A 17,415-nucleotide genomic window follows, 5' to 3' on the forward strand; every position below is an offset into this window, starting at 1 on the left:
CTCGTTGACGGCGGCTCAGGCGAATGTTACACACTTCAGCATCACATCGCGCAATAGCCGTTGCAAAATATGCAACGTGAGGAGCGAGACACGTGCACTCCGCCGACATCGACCGGACCGCGGTAGCCGCGCTGCGCGCGGAACGCATCGACTGGCAGTTCAAGGGTTTGCCGAGCTCGACGTTCGGCGCCACCGTCGGCGAGGTCGCCGACCGGCGCCTCGACCTGTTCGCCGACGGCTTCGTCGGCCCGCTCGTGGTGCTCGACGCGGCCGCGCTGGAGCACAACCTCACGACGATGGCGGCCTGGTGCGAGAAGCACGGCGTCGTGCTGGCGCCGCACGGCAAGACCACGATGTCGCCGCAGCTCTTCGCCCGCCAGCTCGACCTCGGCTCGTGGGCGATCACGGCGGCCAACGCCAGCCAGCTCAGGGTGTACCGGGCGTTCGGCGTGAGCCGGGTGCTGCTGGCCAACCAGCTCGTCGACCCCGCCGCGCTGCGGTGGCTGGCCGACGAGCTGGAGGCCGACCCGGCGTTCGAGTTCACCTGCTGGGTGGACTCGGTGGCGGGGGTCGAGGCGATGACCGCGGCGCTGGGGTCCACCAGCCGACCGGTCGACGTGCTCGTGGAGCTGGGCGCGGCGGGCGGCCGGACCGGCGCGCGGGACGCGGACACCGCCGTGGCGGTGGCGCAAGCGGTTGCGGACAGCCCGGCGCTGCGGCTCGTCGGCGTCGGCGGCTACGAGGGCGCGCTGGCGCACGACGCGTCCGAGCAGGCGAAGTCCACTGTGGACGCCTATCTTGACGCGGTGCGCGACCTGGTGCTGCGACTGGACGACGAGGGCCGGTTCGACGGGGTCGAGCAGGTCATCGTGACCGTCGGCGGCAGCGCGTACTTCGACCAGGTCGCCGCGGCGCTGACCAAGCCGTGGCCGGACGGGCTGCCGGTGCTGCCCGTGGTGCGCAGCGGCGCGTACGTGACGCACGACGACGGCTTCTACCGCGGCATCTCCCCGCTCGGCCGGACCGGGGGCGAGCAGCCGTTCCGGTCCGCGCTGCGGGCGTGGGCGCAGGTCACGTCGAAGCCGCAGGCCGACCTGGCGCTGCTGACGCTCGGCAAGCGCGACGCGTCGTTCGACGAGGGCCTGCCGGAACCCCAGGTCGTGCGGTCCGGAGGGGTGGAACGGCCGCTGAGGGGTGCGACCGTGACGGCCCTGAACGACCAGCACGCGTTCCTGGCGATCGGGGAGGAAGCGGTGGAGGTCGGGGACTGGATCGGGCTCGGCCTGTCCCACCCGTGCACCGTGTTCGACAAGTGGCGGCTCCTCCCCGTGGTCGACGGCACGACCGTCGTCGACTTCGTCCGGACCTACTTCTAGGGAGCAGGCGTGGACATCGTCTTCAAGGGCGCGCGGGTCGTGGACGGCACCGGCGCGCCGGAGTACCGGGCGGACGTGGGCGTGCGCGACGGCCGGATCGCGGGCATCGGCGACCGGCTGTCCGGCGGCCGGACCGTCGACGCCGACGGGCTGGTGCTGGCCCCCGGTTTCATCGACATGCACTCGCACTCCGACCTCCAGGTGCTGGCGAAGCCGGACCACCTCGCCAAGGTGTCGCAGGGCGTGACCAGCGAGGTGCTCGGCCAGGACGGGCTGTCGTACGCGCCCGTGGACGACGCCGTGCTGGAGACGCTGCGCGGCCAGCTCGCGGGCTGGAACGACGACCCGCCGGGCTTCGACTGGAACTGGCGGTCGGTCGGCGAGTACCTGGACCGGCTCGACCGGGGCATCGCCGTGAACGCCGCGTACCTGGTGCCGCAGGGCACCGTGCGGATGCTCTGCGTCGGCTGGGAGGACCGGCCCGCGACCCAGGCCGAGATCGACCGGATGCGGACCGTCGTCGCGGACTCCCTGCGGGAGGGCGCGATGGGACTCTCGTCCGGCCTCACCTACACGCCCGGCATGTACGCGAGCACGTCGGAACTCGTCCAGCTCTGCCAGGTCACGGGCTCGCTCGGCGGCTTCTACAGCCCGCACCACCGCAGCTACGGCGCCGGCGCGCTGGAGGCGTACGCGGAGATGGTCCAGGTGTCGCTGGACTCCGGCTGCCCGCTGCACCTCGCGCACGCCACGATGAACTTCCCGGTCAACGAGGGCCGCGCGGGCGAGCTGCTGACCTTGCTGGACGATGCCATCGCGGCGGGCGCGGACATCTCGCTCGACACGTACCCGTACCTGCCCGGCGCGACCTACCTGTCCGCGCTGCTGCCGAGCTGGGCCACCGAGGGCGGCCCGGAGGCGACCCTGGCCCGGCTGTCCGGCGCGGACAGCCGCGAGCGGATCCGGGTGGAGATCGAGGAGACCGGCTCGGACGGCTGCCACGGCGTGCCGGTCGACTGGGAGTCCATCGAGATCAACGGCGTGCGGCGCGCGGAGAACGCGCACCTGGTCGGCCACAGCGTCGCCGCGTCCGCGAGGACGGCGGGCCGGGCCGCGTCGGACTTGTACTTCGACACCCTGGTGGCCGAACGGCTCGGCACGTCGTGCCTCATGCACGTCGGCCACGAGGGCAACGTGCAGGCGATCATGCGCCACCCGGCCCACACCGGCGGCAGCGACGGCCTGCTGGTCGGCGACCGGCCGCACCCGCGCGCGTGGGGCACGTTCCCGCGCTACCTCGCGCGGTACGTGCGGGAACTGGGCGTCCTCGGCCTGGAGGACTGCGTCTCCCACCTCACCGGGCGGGCCGCCAAGCGGCTGCGCCTCACCGACCGCGGCCTCGTGCGCGAGGGCTACGCGGCGGACCTGGTCCTGTTCGACCCCGACGAGGTCGCGGACACCGCGACCTTCGACGAACCCCGGCAGGCGGCTACCGGCATCCCCTACGTGCTCGTCAACGGGGTGCCGGTGATCGACGGCGGTACGCACACCGGGGCGCTGCCCGGCCATTCCCTGCGCAACAACGGGAGAACGATGTGATCAACTGGCTCCAACACGAAACGGGCGGGCTGCTGACCCTGTCCGCGATCAGCATCGCCCTGCTGCTGATCATGATCATCCGGTTCAAGGTCGAGCCGTTCATCGCCCTGCTGATCGCCGGTCTGCTCGTCGCGCTCGCCGCGGGCCTCCCGGTGGAGACCCTGGTCGGGTCGGCCCAGAAGGCGTCGGGATCACTGCTGGAGGGCGGCTTCGGCGGCATCCTCGGGCACATCGCGTCGATCATCGGCCTCGGCACGCTGCTCGGCGCGATCCTGGAGGCCTCCGGCGGCGCGCAGGTGCTGACCGGGTCGCTGCTCAGGGCGTTCGGCGAGAAGCGCGCCCCGCTCGCGATGGGCCTGGCCGGACTCATCTTCGGCGTGCCGGTGTTCTTCGACATCGGCATCTTCGTGCTCGCGCCGCTCGTCTACGTGGCGGCGAAGCAGGGCGGCAAGTCGATCGTGCTGTACGCCATGCCGCTGCTCGCGGGCCTGTCGGTCATGCACGCGTTCATGCCTCCCCACCCCGGCCCGGTGGCCGCGGCGGGTCTGCTGAAGGTCGGCCTCGGCTGGATCATCATCATGGGCCTGGCCTGCGCGATCCCCGCGTGGTTCGTCGGCGGCATCCTGTACTCCACCTGGATCGGCAAGAAGATCAACGTGCCGGTGCCCGAGGAGATGCTGGCCGCCGCGCAGGAGGCCCAGGACGAGAACGAGGTGAAGAACCCGCCGTCGCTCGGGCTGGTGCTGGGGATCATCGCGATCCCGCTGGTGCTGATCCTCGCGGGCACGTTCGGCAGCATCCTGCTGACCAAGGGTTCCCGGCTCTACAGCGTGTTCACGTTCTTCGGCACGCCCGCGGTCGCGCTGACCATCGCGGTGCTGCTCGCCACGTACCTGCTCGGCTACCGCCGCGGCATGACCCGCGACCAGCTCACCGAGCTGACCGGCAAGTCGCTGCGCCCGGTCGGCATGATCCTGCTCGTCGTCGGCGCGGGCGGCTTCTTCGGCGCCGTGCTCTCGGCGACCGGCGTCGGCAAGGTGCTCGCGACGTCGTTGTCCGACGCGGGCCTGCCGGTGATCGCGCTGGCGTACGTCATCAGTTGCGGCATGCGCATCGCCCAGGGCTCCGCCACCGTCGCCATCGTCACCACCACCGGCATCGTCGCGCCGGTCGTGGCGGACCTGAACTACTCGCAGCCCCAGTTGGCGCTGCTGGTCATGTCGATCGCGGCGGGCTCGATCATCGCGTCGCACGTGAACGACGGCGGTTTCTGGATCGTGTCGCGCTACTTCGGCCTGTCGGTCAAGGAGACGCTCCAGACGTGGACCGTGCTGGAGACCGTGCTGTCGGTGGTCGGCTTCATCATGGCGGCCGGGCTCAGCCTGGTCTTCTGACCGCTCTCCCGAACCCCAGGGCCCGCCCGGCACGATCGCCGGGCGGGCCTTTCGGCGTATTCCATCACCCGTTCAGCCCAGCTCGACGTATTCGAATAGCGACATCGATCACCTCGCGAAAAAATGAATGAAGTTTGGCAATACTCCGCACAATTGCGGCCTCGAAGAAGGCCGTCCACGATCGTGCGCCGACGTGCGAAAAACCACTTCGCAGAGTGTGAAAACTGACCGCGAGTTCACCCGAACCGGGCGCTCCCATCACACTTTGTCGTCATCATCGGGCGTGCGACCAGGACGATGATCACTCACAGCCCCTCCCCTCGATTGGGTGCCACACCTACCGAAACCGCTGCTCACTGAGGCAGACTTCCGACCGCACCCCGAAGTCGCGGCCCGGTTCCAGCAGGTCGGAGACGCGCATTCGACAGTGCGGCCCCGGTGGTTCGGAATTGTCTTCACGTCCTTTTCCCCGCCACCGAAACCCGGCGAAAGTATTCTTCCACTCAGGGAGCATTCATGACTGGAACCCAGTACACACTCCGCGTCGTGAACAACTCCACGAACTTCGTGGACATGTGCATGTACCAGGAGGACCCGAACCTCGGAGTCCCGAACGTCGTGTCGCTGGCCTGGTTCGCCAAGCCCGCGTACGAGACGACGACCGTGGTCTTCCGCTGGACGGTCGACTACTCGTTCGTCTGGTCGGAGACCGGGGAACTCATCCCCGGCGTCTACTTCGACGCCTCGCAGACCTGGCCGGCGGACCCGAGCACCGTCGGCACCTCGACGGACACCAAGGCGGGCAACCAGATCGGTTTCTCGCACCCGTCGCCCAACGCGTACACGTTCACGTCGACGCCCTTCCCCGGCGCGAAGGTGGGCTCGCTGTACGTCACGGAGAACCCGAACGTCCCGTTGAGGCGGTCCAGCGTCGGCATCGGCATGTCCGGGGCGGGCACGTTCGCCGTGCAGGCCCAGCCGAACCTCAACCTGACGTTCACGCCCCACCCGGTGTACTACCTCGCCGCGGGCACCTACTCCCAGGGCGAGGTGCTCGACATCGCGTCCATGACCAACCCGACCGACATCCGGTTCCCGGACGGCGTGTTCTCGATGACGGCGACCCTCACCAAGAACAACTCCTGGGTCGTCAACGACACGCCCGCGGCGAACGCCCTGGAGCACAAGCAGAGCCTCACCGACCGGCGGCGCGTGCTCGCGGGGGCGACGCGATGACCGCCTCGGGCGAGACCTCGGCGGCGCCGAGTAAGGACGACGGCGGGGCGCTGGAGTTCCCGGAGGGCGGCTACACCAAGGTCAAGGTGGTCCCGATCGGCGGTGGCCAGGGTTCGCTGACCAACGGCACCGGCACCTACTCCTCGTTCGGGACCTTCTCGGCCGGGCAGTTCAGCCCCGGTGACCTGCCGAGGATCGGCGACTACTACAACATCTCGGCCACCCACGAAGGCGTCAACTACGACTTCCCGCGCTGGAAGTGCACCCACGCGGGAGGCACGAGCGACTTCCGGGAAAACTGACCCACGACGAAGGGGCCCGTCCGGCGACGTCGCCGGACGGGCCCCTTCCACCGGTACGACTAGCCGGTCACCTTCTTGCCGTCCGGGGTGGAGGCGAACCAGACGCCGCCGACGCCCTGGCCCTTGGCCTCGCCGCAGACCTTGTCCTGCGCGAAGGTGTACAGCGGCTTGCCCGCGATGGTGAGCTGCTTGCCGCCGTCCTCACGGGTGATCGTGCTGACGAGGACCTTGTCGACGCCCTGCACCTCGAAGTTGCCCGAGGGCACGAGGGCGGGCGGCCAGGTGACCGCGCACTCGCCGGAGCAGTTGGAGACGTCCGCGGTGTCCTTGTCGAACGTGTACAGGGTCATGCCGCCCTTGTCGGTCAGCACGGTGCCCAGGGTGCCGACGGACGCCGTGGTGAGCGCGAGTTCCTTGTTCTCGGTGGCCTTCTGGCCGTCCGGGGACGCCGCGAACCACGTGTCCTTGAAGCCCTGGCTCTTGGCGTCGCCGGGAGCCTTGTCCTCGACCGAGGTGTACAGCGGCCAGCCCTTGGCCGTGACCTGCTTGGTGCCGTCCTTGCGGGCCACCGTGCCGAGCACCGACTTGTCCACGCCCTGCACCTGGACGTCGTCGGACGTCGTGAGCACCGGCGGGAACTTCTTCACGCACTCCTCGTCGCAGTTGGAGACCGAGGGGCTCGCGGTGTCCTTGTCGAACCGGTACACGGTCTGACCGGCACCACTGGTCAGCACGGTCCCCAGACCGGGCACGACAGCGGTCGCGAGCGCGACACCCGCACCTTGCCCACCCCCGGCCTTCTTGCCCTCCGGCGTGGCCGCGAACCACACCCCACCAACACCCTGCCCCTTGGTGTCACCGGGCCCGGTGTCCTTCGCGAACTCGTAGAGCGCCCACCCGGCCACGGTCAACTGCTTGGTCCCGTCCTTGCGGGTCAACGTCGACACGAGCGCCTTGTCGACACCCTGCACCTCAAGATCGCCCTGGGGCGCCAACGCGGGCGGCCACTGCGCCTCGCAGTCGTCGACGCAGGTCGACGTCGGTGGATCGGTCTTGTCCTTGTCGAACCGGTACAACGTCTTCCCGTTGCTACCGGTCAGAACCTGCCCCAGGTCACCGACCTTCGCGGACGTCAGCGCAACCACCTTGCCCTGCGCCAACTTCTGCGCCCCCGAGTCCGCGTTCGGAGACCCCGCGGTGGTAGCCGCCTGGCCACAAGCGCTCAACAACGTGAGCCCGAGAACAGCCGCCGCCCCGAAAATGGCCGCACGAGTACCAGACATGGTGCCCAACCTCCTTGGATGGCCGCTCGCTCCCCTGTTCCGCGGCGACCGACTGCCCACAACACGGACAGCGCGGGAGAATGGTTCAAAACTCGTCAGAAATTTTTCCGCAACCCCCCGACCAGCAACGCAACAAGATCACCCCCGCGCCACGACCCCCTTCGCGAACCCCGCCAGGTACGTCCCCAACCCACGCCTGCCGTGCCGCATCATCACCTGGTGGTTCGCCACCAACGCAGGCCGCAACAACGGCCCAAGCGCCCGCAACACCGGCTTCCCCACGGTCACCTCCTGGTCGTAGACCAACCGCGCCCCAGCACCACACGGCTGAACCCACCACCCGACCGTGCCGTTCAGATCACCTTCCAGGTTCGCCACCAGAACGAGCTTCTCCGAATCCCGAGTGTGATGACTGGCCTCGAACACCAACTCGTAGGGCAGGAACGACCGGCAGGACAACACGGCCCGCTCCTCACCAACCTGAACAGCCCGCCGCACCTCAGGCCACCAGAGCGGATAACTGCCCAGGTCCGCAAGAACGTCAAAGGCGTCACCAGGAAGGCAGTCCACCAACCAGACACTGCGAAAACGGTAGTGGTTGAACGACACCCGGCGAGTATCACCAAGCAGCAGCAAGAACCGCTCAACGGACAGTTCCACTTCACCCGTTCGGCCCCGAAAAGCTACTCAGCGCACGTCCACAACCACAACACCCAAACCACACCGTAACAAGAAGACCCATAACCACGACTGGCACTCAGAGGCCGTACGGGTTGTGCGTCCCACCACCAAGGAGACCCATGACCTACCCAACCCCAACAGACCCGTGGCACAACACCTCACTGGTCCCGGTCACAACCACCTACACCCCACGCGTCTCCGACGCGCACATCACCGTGGCCTGGATAGCCACCGCCTTCACCCTCGGCTACATGCTCCCGTGGGCAGTAGCCGCAACAAGGCGAAAGTCCAACTCAGCAGCCATCGGCCTGCTCAACTTCTTCGCGGGCTGGACAGCAGTGGGCTGGCTAGTAGCACTAGTACTGGCCTGCACAGCAGAACCGGTAAGAGGCGTCTACATGAACATCACCCCCACCTACCAACCAGGCGCACTACCACCCCCACCAGGCTGGTACCCAGACGGCACAGGCGGCACCCGCTACTGGGACGGCACCCGCTGGACCACAGTCTGACCACCAGCAAACCGGGGCCACAAACCTCCCGACCACCCACAAAACCGGCGCCCACAACCGCCCAACCACCCACAAAACCGGCGCCAAAAACCCGCCCAACCACCTACGACCCGCCACGCCGCCTACGCAACCGTGGCCGATTTTACTTGGGGGATTTGCCCCTTAAACTCGCGTCGGACGGCAGCTTCACCTCTGCCCTTTATTGTCCGACGAAGGGGCAAATCTAGGGGCCCCAAGTCAAATCGGCCACCCACCACCAAAACCCGGCCCCCACCGGAACCTCAAACCCCAACCCCCTCCAAAACATTCCTCAAAAACTGCCCCGTATAACTCTTCTCCTCCCCAGCAACCTGCTCAGGAGTCCCCTCAGCGATCACCATCCCACCCCCGGACCCACCCTCAGGCCCCATATCCACAACCCAATCCGAAGTCTTGATCACATCCAGGTTATGCTCGATCACCACAACACTGTTCCCCTTGTCCACCAACCCGTTGATCACCCCGAGCAACTTCCGAATATCCTCGAAGTGCAACCCGGTCGTCGGCTCATCAAGGATGTACACAGTCCGCCCAGTCGACCGCTTCTGCAACTCAGAAGCCAACTTCACCCTCTGAGCCTCCCCACCGGACAACGTAGGCGCAGGCTGCCCCAACCGCACATACCCGAGCCCCACATCCACCAACGTCCTCAAATGCCGATGGATGGCGTTGATCGGCTCGAAGAACGAAGCAGCCTCCTCGATAGGCATGTCCAGCACTTCCGAGATCGTCTTCCCCTTGTAGTGCACCTCAAGGGTCTCCCGGTTGTACCGCGCCCCCTTGCACACCTCACAGGGCACATACACATCCGGCAGGAAGTTCATCTCGATCTTGATCGTGCCGTCACCAGCACAGGCCTCACAACGCCCACCCTTGACGTTGAACGAGAACCGCCCAGGCAGATACCCCCGCACCTTCGCCTCGGTGGTAGACGCGAACAACTTCCGGATGTGGTCGAACACCCCGGTGTACGTAGCCGCGTTCGACCGCGGAGTACGACCGATCGGCGACTGGTCCACCTGCACCAGCTTGTCGACCTCTTCCAACCCCTTGATCCGCGTGTGCCGACCGGGAACCTGCCGAGCACCGTTCAACTTGTTCGCCAGCACGGTCGCCAGGATGTCGTTGACCAGAGTCGACTTCCCCGACCCGGACACCCCCGTCACAGACACCAGGCACCCCAACGGGAACGACACGTCGATCCCGCGCAGGTTATGCTCCCGAGCCCCCACGACCGTCAACTGCCGCTTCTTGTCGACAGGACGACGCGACGACGGCATCGGAATCGCCTTGCGACCGGACAGGTACGCCCCGGTCATCGACTCCTTGTTCTTCAACAGCGCCTTGTACGGCCCGCTGTGCACCACGTGCCCGCCGTGCTCACCGGCACCGGGCCCGATGTCCACCACCCAGTCGGACGTCCGGATCGTGTCCTCGTCGTGCTCCACCACGATCAGCGTGTTCCCGAGGTCCCGCAACCGGATCAGCGTGTCGATCAGCCGGTGGTTGTCCCGCTGGTGCAGCCCGATCGACGGCTCGTCCAGCACGTACAGCACGCCGACCAGCCCGGACCCGATCTGCGTCGCCAGCCGGATCCGCTGCGCCTCACCACCGGACAACGTCCCGGACGCGCGGTCCAGCGACAGGTACGTCAGCCCCACGTCGAGCAGGAAGTGCAGCCGCGCCTGGATCTCCTTCAGCACGGCACCGGCGATCATCGACTCGCGCTTGCCCAGCTTCAACCCGTCCAGGAACTCCGAGCACTCCGACACGCTCATCGCGCACACCTCGGCGATGGACTTGTCGCCCTTGCGCCCGTGGTGCAGCGTCACGGCCAGGATCTCGGGCTTGAGCCGCGTGCCCTGACACGTCGGGCAGGGCACCTCCCGCATGTAGCCCTCGTACTTCTCCCGCATGTACTCGGACTCGGTCTGCTCCTGGCGGCGCTCCAGGAACGGGATCACGCCCTCGTAGTTCGCGTAGTACGAGCGCTCGCGGCCGTACCGGTTCTTGTACCGGACGTGGACCTGCTCGTTCACGCCGTGCAGCACGGCCTTCTGCACCTTCGCGGGCAGCGAGCGCCACGGCGTGTCCATCCGGTAGCCGATGGTCTCGCCGAGCGACTCCAGCAGCCGGACGAAGTAGTCGGCGGTCTGGCCACCGGCCCACGGCGCGATGGCGCCGCCGCCCAGCGACAGCTCGTCGTCCGGCACGACCAGCTCGGGGTCGACCTCCTTGCGCACGCCGAGACCGGTGCACGCGGGGCACGCCCCGTACGGCGAGTTGAACGAGAACGAGCGCGGTTCGAGGTCCTCGATCGCGAGCGGGTGGCCGTTCGGGCAGGCCAGGTGCTCGGAGAAGCCGCGCTCCCGCTCGGGGTCGGTCTCGGGCAGGTCGACGAACTCCAGCACGACGAGCCCGTCCGCCAGGCGCAGCGCGGTCTCGACCGAGTCCGTGAGGCGCTGCTTGGAGCTCGCCTTCACCGACAGCCGGTCGATCACCACGGAGATCTCGTGCTTCTCCTGCTTCTTGAGCTTCGGCACCTCGGCCAGCGCGTACACCGTGCCGTCGACCTTCGCGCGCGAGTACCCCTGGGCCTGCAACGCGGAGAAGAGGTCGATGTACTCGCCCTTGCGGCCGCGGATCACCGGCGCGAGGACCTGGAACTTCACGCCCTGCTGCATCGCCAGTACCTGGTCGACGATCTGCTGCGGCGTCTGCTTGCTGATCGGCTCGCCGCACGTCGGGCAGTGCGCCTTGCCCGCGCGGGCGTAGAGCAGGCGCAGGTAGTCGTACACCTCGGTGATCGTGCCGACGGTCGAGCGCGGGTTGCGGCTGGTCGACTTCTGGTCGATCGACACCGCGGGCGACAGGCCCTCGATGAAGTCGACGTCCGGCTTGTCCATCTGCCCGAGGAACTGGCGCGCGTACGCGGACAGCGACTCGACGTACCTCCGCTGCCCCTCGGCGAAGATCGTGTCGAACGCGAGGCTGGACTTGCCCGAGCCGGAGAGCCCGGTGAACACGATGAGGGCGTCCCTCGGCAGGTCGAGGTCCACGCCCCGCAGGTTGTGCTCGCGAGCGCCGCGAACGACAAGGCGGTCGGCCACTGGGTGGTTCCCTTCGGCTACGGGTTGGGCGAGTCCGGCCATGCAGACGCCGGGTTCGTGCGGTACCGAACACACGTTCGAAAAAGCGTACTAAACACCACTGGTGCCCGCGCGGCGGGTCGGCCCCGTTCGGGGCGGCCTGGCCGCGGGAGGTGGGCCGCCAACCATGCTAGGTGCGGGCACCGACAAAAACGGCAGGACCCTCCTCGGCATTCCACGGCGGGCCGCCGGACCCCGCACCCGCAGCCACAGCAGCCACAGGAGCCCCACCAGTCACGCGGAGCACCGGTTTCGGGAGACCTATTTCACCCGTTCAGGTAGGACTTGCGGCCCTCCGCACGTCCAGCGGGTCATGGGTAGAGTCGAGATCACCGCCAGTCAGGAACTCCCGTGATCGACGCTCTTCCGAGCCACGGCGAACACTCCTAGGCTGGTCGGCACACAAATCGAGCCTCAACGTCGGGGAGAGGCATTCATGAGCTTTGCCAACACCGGTTCCCAGGTGCAGTCCGTCGTGCCCGCGCCGAGGGAGCAGTCCGCCGCGGCGCAGCTCGCCAGCGGGCACCTCGCGGCCGTCGACCGGGCCACCGAGGCCTTCTACGCCGCCGTCGCGGAACTGGACACCTCCGCCGTGCGCGGCCCCAGCCTGCTGCCGGGGTGGACGCGCGCGCACGTCATCAGCCACGTGGCCCGCAACGCGGACGCGCTGGTCAACCTGCTGACGTGGGCGAGGACGGGCGTCGAGCACCAGGCGTACACCAGCCGCGCCGATCGCGACGCGGACATCGAGGAGGGGTCGACGCGCATCCTCCAGCTCCTGCGCGCGGACCTGGACTCGGCGTGCCTGCGGTTCGCCGCGGCGGCCGAGGCGATGCCCGCGTCGGCGTGGGAGGCGGAGGTCTCGCAGCCCAGTGGCGGCACGATCCTCGGCCACCAGGTGCCGTGGCTGCGGCTGCGCGAGCTGCTGTTCCACCTGGTCGACCTGAACGTGGGCCACGACTTCGACGACATCCCGGAGGAGTTCCTCGAAGACCTGGTGGACGGCCTGGTCGGGCACTTCGCGGACAAACCGGACGTGCCCGCGGCGCGGATCGAGGTCCTGCTGCCGGACGCCCGTCAGCGGGTGTGGGAGCTCAGCACCGTGGGCACGGACAGCTCCCCGACGGTCAGCGGCGGCGCCTCGGACGTGATCGGCTGGCTCAGCGGCCGCCACGACGGCTCGCGGCTGAGCGGCGACGTGCCGAACCTCCCCGACTGGATCTGAGCGGGAGCACCGCCGACGAACCGGGGCGCCGACAGCCGGACCGAGAGCAGCAGGCGGACCAGCACCGGCCCCCGGCTCGCGGCGGTGAGCCACGTGTAGGACGGGCGTTCGACGAACTTCGTCAGCAGCCAGCCGAGCAGCACGGCCGTGCCGAGGAAGGCCGCGAGCCGCGCCCCCGGCCCGAAGCCGAGGCGCGCGAGGTAGGCCAGCACGACGTAGCCGATCTCCTGGTGCGCCAGGTAGACGCCGTAGGAGATGCTCGCCAGCCACTTGATGGGCGTCGCGAGCAGGCGGATCGGCCCGACGTTCCAGTCCGGACCGGACGCCGCGGCGCAGAACCCGAGCAGCAGCACGCCGAGGCCGAGCGTCGACTCCAGGTCCGAGCTGTGGATGGCCTGCGCGGACAGCGCGGACACCAGCAGCGCGCCCAGGTGCCCGCTGCGCAGCCGGTTCTTCGACCACAGCCAGATGCCGACGCCGATCGCGAAGAGCTGGGCGCGGTGCACGCCGAAGCCGTCGTACAGCGTGCGCACGACGCCGGGGTCGTTCGTCCAGATCCGCACGACCAGCGGCCCGAACACCAGCGCCCACAGCAGCGCCCTCAGCCACGGCCCGCGCAGCCGCGCGCAGAGCACGGCCGCCGCGACGAACCCGGTGATCTGCACGGGCAGGGTCCAGTACGAGTAGTCGACGAGCTGGACGTCCGCCACCCAGTTCTGCAACATGAACACGTTCAGCACCAGGTCGCGGACCGTGAGCTGGCTCCACCCGACGGGCGCGAGCCAGCGCAGCACGGAGAACGTGACGACCGCGGCCACCACGTAGGCGGGCAGCAGCCTCGCCAGCCGGTTGCGCAGGAACTTCAGCGGCGCGCCCTTCGACAGGGTCGCGCAGGCGAAGTACGCCGACATCACGACCAGCCCGCTGGCCCCCATCTCGAGCGGGAACGTGAACAGCGGGGCACCGACCTCGGGCCGCACCTGCGGTCCCGCGTGCGTGGCGTGCTGCACCAGGACCGACGCCACGGCGAGCACGCGCAGGACGTCCCAGTTGATCTGCCTCGCGGAGGCGCTTGAGGAGTTCGACACGAGAGGGGAGAACCTGTCCGGAGGGGGCGGAAACGATCTTCGTTGAGCCTAACGGCCCAACCTGTAGGGACCCTGAAGGAGTACGTGTTCCGCGTCCGACCGACTACCGTCGGCCACTGTGGACGTACAAGAGGACTACACCGGTCACGTCGATCCGGGCGGCCCCGCCGCGCGCCGGACCCTGGACGCGCTGACCATCACGAAGGTCTCCGTCGGCCCGATGGACAACAACGCCTACCTGCTGGTCTGCCGGGCGACCGACGAGGCGCTGCTCATCGACGCCGCGGCCGACCCCGAACGCCTGTCCGACCTGGTCGGCCACTCGCCGGAGCGGCCGAGGCTCAAGACCATCGTCACGACCCACCAGCACGCCGACCACTGGCAGGCGCTGGGCGCGGTCGCGGGCGCCAACGGCTCGAACACCATCGCCCACGCCGCCGACGCCGCCCCGCTCCCGGTGCCGCCGGACCAGCTCGTGGACCACGGCGACACCGTGCTGGTGGGCGAGGTCCCCCTGACCGTCATCCACCTGCGCGGCCACACACCGGGCTCGATCGCACTGCTCTACCAGGACCCCGCGGGCCACGGCCACCTGTTCACCGGCGACTCGCTGTTCCCCGGCGGTCCGGGGAAGACGGCGGACCCGGAGAAGTTCGGGTCGCTGATGGACGACCTGGAGGCGCGGGTGTTCGGCTCACTGGCCGACGACACCTGGTTCTACCCCGGCCACGGGGATGACTCGACGTTGGGCGAGCAGCGTCCGCACCTGGCGGAGTGGCGTTCGCGGGGCTGGTGAGGTTGGCCACGCCAGGGCTCCCGACGCGGGTCGGGAGCCCTACGCGGTTTCACGCGGCGTGGCGGACACCTTCCGGACGAACTTCTCCTCCGGCCAGAAGGTGTCTCCCAGCGTCAACTGATCGAAAAGCACGCAGACCGCTCCGGGTGTGTCCTCGGAATCCCAGACGGCCGAAACATCCCGGCCGCGTTCGTTCCCGTGCCGACTCAGCCAGTAGATCCTGTCGCCCCGTCTGAGTTTGACGGCCGATACGATCTCCCGACGTGACGACCTGCGAGTACTCGGTTGTCCGACCCGTGCGGTGAAACCGTATTCCCCGGTAGGCCGAGGGCAGCGCCAGACGATCCGGAACTGCTCGTCGATCGGCAACACGGGCGAACCCACGCGCACTTCTTCGACCAGGTAGAACGTGACGAGCCGACGCGCCTTGTCCGACATCTCCCGCCAGGGTTTCGAGAGCGCTTCGGCATGTGCCTCGTCATCCGACTCCAACTTCGTGGCGATGGCGGCCAGATCGCGGTCGGTCGCGGTTTCGGTGCGGAGTTCCTGGATCGACCGGGTCAACGCGTCGGGGTCGATCCGAAGGCGGCCTTCAACTCTTTTGGCCACGTAGTTGTCACGTGCGTCGATGTTGACGTGAAGGGGCGGATCGTCGACGGCGGGTTCGCGAGCCCATTGAGCCGCGTCGAAGCAAGCCGCCAACCACTGTGCCTCGGCCATGCTCAGTATCGCGTCCCCCGCTATTGGCATACCGGAAGGCAGACCTGGTCGGCCGTTGGGGTGGAAGTGCTCAGGACCGATGTGCTCCGGGTACCAGCCGAGGTCGCCGTGGAGCAGGGTCGCGAATCCCTCACCCCGGCGCTGCCAGAAGATCAGATCCTCGCCGAACACGTTCACGTGGTGTTGCACGATGTCCGATGGACCGAACTCGACGCCCGCCATCTCGCCCAACTGGGCCTGGATGATCCGGTTGCCCCGATAGCGGCTCAGGTAGTGTCTGACCTCGGCGACGAAGTCCGCGATGGAGTCGTCGTCCACCTTCTGGTCAGGCCTGACGGTGATCGTCTTGAGCACCTCCCCGGCGCGGCGCGCCGACAACAACTGCTTGGTGGCATTGGCCCAGTGGAGACCGCCGGTGTCCGGGTCGTGCACAACGCAGAGCACCGGGATGTTGCCGTCGGCCCAGGTGCGGCCGTGGTCACCGATCGGCACGGCGTACCCGTCGACCCTTCGCCACGAACGGCCGCCCTTGACCTGGATCTTGACCAGGTCTCCGGTGACCTCACCGTCCGCGGTGAACGTGACGTGCAGGTCCTCGCCGAAGTCGTTCTGGCCGTCCACCTCCTGAACGATGTGGTTGTGCCGCTCCAGCAGCGTCCGCAGCGCGTTGACCGCCGCACGGTCGGGCCTGCGAGAATCGGGCACCTTCGGCAACGGACCCTCCGGATCATGGTGCGCGGCGACCGGACAGGTGGTCCGCGACAGGTTGGTCACGCGTGGGCTCTCGACACGGATCGGGAGCACCACACGGTTTCACGCGCCGAGGTTTTCCACACCGGGTGGTGGGCTCACGCCGACCGGCGTGAAGATGAACGCGATGCTCGACGTTTCCAGCACGACGATCGTGAGGTCGTAGTAGGTGCCGACCGTGAGGGTCGTGCGAGTTCTGCTGACCGCCGACAGGTGCGGCAACGCATCCTCCCGGAAAGCGTCGATGACGTCCGGTGAGAGCGCGTAGTGCGAGACACCAACGCCGCTCAGCAATCGGGCGGGTGCCTGCACCGTGCCGTTCACCCCGGTCACCCGCACCACGGTCGCGAGCAACGGGCTGAAGGCGTTCCCCGACGACCGAAGGTAGATCTCGACGCCCGGTTTGACGGGCCCGCCGAACACTCCCGGTTCGCGCATCACCACGGGGATGTTCGTCGGCGATTCCCCGGTCATGAGGATCGGCAACTGGAGGTTCAACTGGGTGATGACGTCGTTCGCGGACGCGGTGAACGGAACGTCCGGTTTCGAACTCGTGGTCGTCGGTGACGTAGCCACCACGCTGGTTGAGATGGATTCCGCACCCGACCGCGCGCTCCCCCCGCCGCACCCAGCGACAAGCGCGCAGGCCAGCAGTGCGAACAGCATGCGCATGTCAACCCTTTCGACGACGTTGCCCCAGTCGTCGAAAGGGTTGTGGAGTCCGTTACGACCTGGTCGCGTTACTCATCCCATCGAGTGTTCTCACGGCATTCGGCCACCGCTCGGACCCGCAGGCCAGGAGTGCAGCCGAAGATCCACTGTGGACTGTGCATCTCGTCAGTCGACCACCAGGACCGACCGCGTTCGGGGGCCGGTGCCGCGTTCCTGTTGGCGGCGGACCAGCCAGGTGCCCGGTGCGATGCCGCTGCCGCCGTGTTCGGGGTGCACCAGGTAGGCCGGGGCGGTGTTGTGGAAGACCGCTATCCCCAAGCCGAGCGGGTCGTGGAAGTCGGTTGTCCATCGACACGTGCGGGGGTCGGCGGTCAAGGTGTGGGGGTTGTTGCCCGCGGACGCGCGGATGAGGTCCACGCCTGACGGTGGGACGTCGGCCCAGTGGGGTCTCCACCTGAGGTGGACGGTGCCCAGCAGGTCGAGTGGGATGACGATCAGGTCGCCCTGGGCCTGCAAGCCGTCGATGACGGGTACGACGGTCTGCTTCTCCAGGTGGTCCAGTACGGAAAGTCCGGTTCGGTCGAGGAGTTCGA

14 protein-coding genes and 1 pseudogene are annotated in these 17,415 nt (G+C 68.1%); 8 read left to right on the plus strand and 7 right to left on the minus strand.

Annotated features, from left to right (window positions below):
- Positions 1-92: 92 nt before the first annotated feature.
- From NZH93_RS45065 to NZH93_RS45085, 5 genes are all read left to right on the plus strand, one after another.
- Positions 93-1,376, plus strand: coding sequence for an amino acid deaminase (locus NZH93_RS45065; RefSeq protein ID WP_259629501.1), 1,284 nt, complete (start codon positions 93-95; stop codon positions 1,374-1,376).
- A gap of 9 nt (positions 1,377-1,385) precedes the next feature.
- Positions 1,386-2,975, plus strand: coding sequence for an N-acyl-D-amino-acid deacylase family protein (locus tag NZH93_RS45070; RefSeq protein WP_259629502.1), 1,590 nt, complete (start codon positions 1,386-1,388; stop codon positions 2,973-2,975).
- Positions 2,972-4,369 (plus strand): GntP family permease, encoded by a 1,398-nt coding sequence (locus tag NZH93_RS45075; RefSeq protein ID WP_259629503.1) that lies wholly within the window; start codon positions 2,972-2,974, stop codon positions 4,367-4,369. Before NZH93_RS45070 ends, NZH93_RS45075 begins: the two co-directional genes overlap by 4 nt.
- Before the next feature lie 516 nt (positions 4,370-4,885).
- Entirely contained in the window at positions 4,886-5,605 is a 720-nt protein-coding gene (locus tag NZH93_RS45080; protein WP_259629504.1) for a RhiA family protein, read from the plus strand.
- Complete coding sequence (locus NZH93_RS45085; protein ID WP_259629505.1) at positions 5,602-5,907, plus strand: hypothetical protein; 306 nt, start codon at positions 5,602-5,604, stop codon at positions 5,905-5,907. The genes NZH93_RS45080 and NZH93_RS45085 overlap by 4 nt, the downstream gene beginning before the upstream one ends.
- A 59-nt stretch (positions 5,908-5,966) precedes the next feature.
- On the opposite strand, the gene NZH93_RS45090 is transcribed toward NZH93_RS45085, so the two are convergent.
- Together NZH93_RS45090 and NZH93_RS45095 are read right to left on the minus strand one after the other, a co-directional pair.
- Positions 5,967-7,190, minus strand: coding sequence for a hypothetical protein (locus NZH93_RS45090; RefSeq protein WP_259629506.1), 1,224 nt, complete (start codon positions 7,188-7,190; stop codon positions 5,967-5,969).
- Positions 7,191-7,328: 138 nt separating this feature from the next.
- Positions 7,329-7,850, minus strand: a complete 522-nt coding sequence (locus tag NZH93_RS45095; RefSeq protein ID WP_259629507.1) for an SRPBCC family protein — start codon at positions 7,848-7,850, stop codon at positions 7,329-7,331.
- 140 nt (positions 7,851-7,990) lie between these two features.
- On the opposite strand from NZH93_RS45095, the gene NZH93_RS45100 reads away from it, so the two are divergent.
- Positions 7,991-8,383 (plus strand): superinfection immunity protein, encoded by a 393-nt coding sequence (locus tag NZH93_RS45100; RefSeq protein WP_259629508.1) that lies wholly within the window; start codon positions 7,991-7,993, stop codon positions 8,381-8,383.
- A gap of 281 nt (positions 8,384-8,664) precedes the next feature.
- Here NZH93_RS45100 and uvrA read toward each other — a convergent pair whose 3' ends face one another.
- Positions 8,665-11,532, minus strand: a complete 2,868-nt coding sequence (uvrA, locus tag NZH93_RS45105; protein ID WP_259629509.1) for an excinuclease ABC subunit UvrA — start codon at positions 11,530-11,532, stop codon at positions 8,665-8,667.
- 475 nt (positions 11,533-12,007) lie between these two features.
- Between uvrA and NZH93_RS45110 the strand changes: the two genes are divergently transcribed.
- A complete protein-coding gene (locus NZH93_RS45110; protein WP_308214307.1) occupies positions 12,008-12,796 on the plus strand; it encodes a maleylpyruvate isomerase family mycothiol-dependent enzyme in 789 nt (262 codons plus the stop codon).
- Between the two features lie 131 nt (positions 12,797-12,927).
- Here the strand turns inward: NZH93_RS45110 and NZH93_RS45115 are convergent.
- Positions 12,928-13,884: pseudogene (locus NZH93_RS45115) on the minus strand (acyltransferase family protein); the annotation flags it as partial.
- 118 nt (positions 13,885-14,002) lie between these two features.
- On the opposite strand from NZH93_RS45115, the gene NZH93_RS45120 reads away from it, so the two are divergent.
- Complete coding sequence (locus NZH93_RS45120) at positions 14,003-14,680, plus strand: MBL fold metallo-hydrolase (RefSeq protein ID WP_259629511.1); 678 nt, start codon at positions 14,003-14,005, stop codon at positions 14,678-14,680.
- A 39-nt stretch (positions 14,681-14,719) separates the two neighbouring features.
- Here NZH93_RS45120 and NZH93_RS45125 read toward each other — a convergent pair whose 3' ends face one another.
- From NZH93_RS45125 to NZH93_RS45135, 3 genes are all read right to left on the minus strand, one after another.
- Positions 14,720-16,174: a DUF4365 domain-containing protein gene (locus tag NZH93_RS45125; protein ID WP_259629512.1), complete on the minus strand. Its 1,455-nt coding sequence runs from the start codon at positions 16,172-16,174 to the stop codon at positions 14,720-14,722.
- A gap of 39 nt (positions 16,175-16,213) precedes the next feature.
- Complete coding sequence (locus tag NZH93_RS45130; RefSeq protein WP_259629513.1) at positions 16,214-16,726, minus strand: hypothetical protein; 513 nt, start codon at positions 16,724-16,726, stop codon at positions 16,214-16,216.
- Positions 16,727-16,987: 261 nt separating this feature from the next.
- A partial coding sequence (locus NZH93_RS45135; RefSeq protein WP_259629514.1) for a DUF8820 family protein occupies positions 16,988-17,415 on the minus strand: 428 nt, incomplete at its 5' end.

The organism is Umezawaea endophytica, assembly GCF_025061645.1.
Classification (GTDB): Bacteria; Actinomycetota; Actinomycetes; order Mycobacteriales; family Pseudonocardiaceae; genus Umezawaea; species Umezawaea endophytica.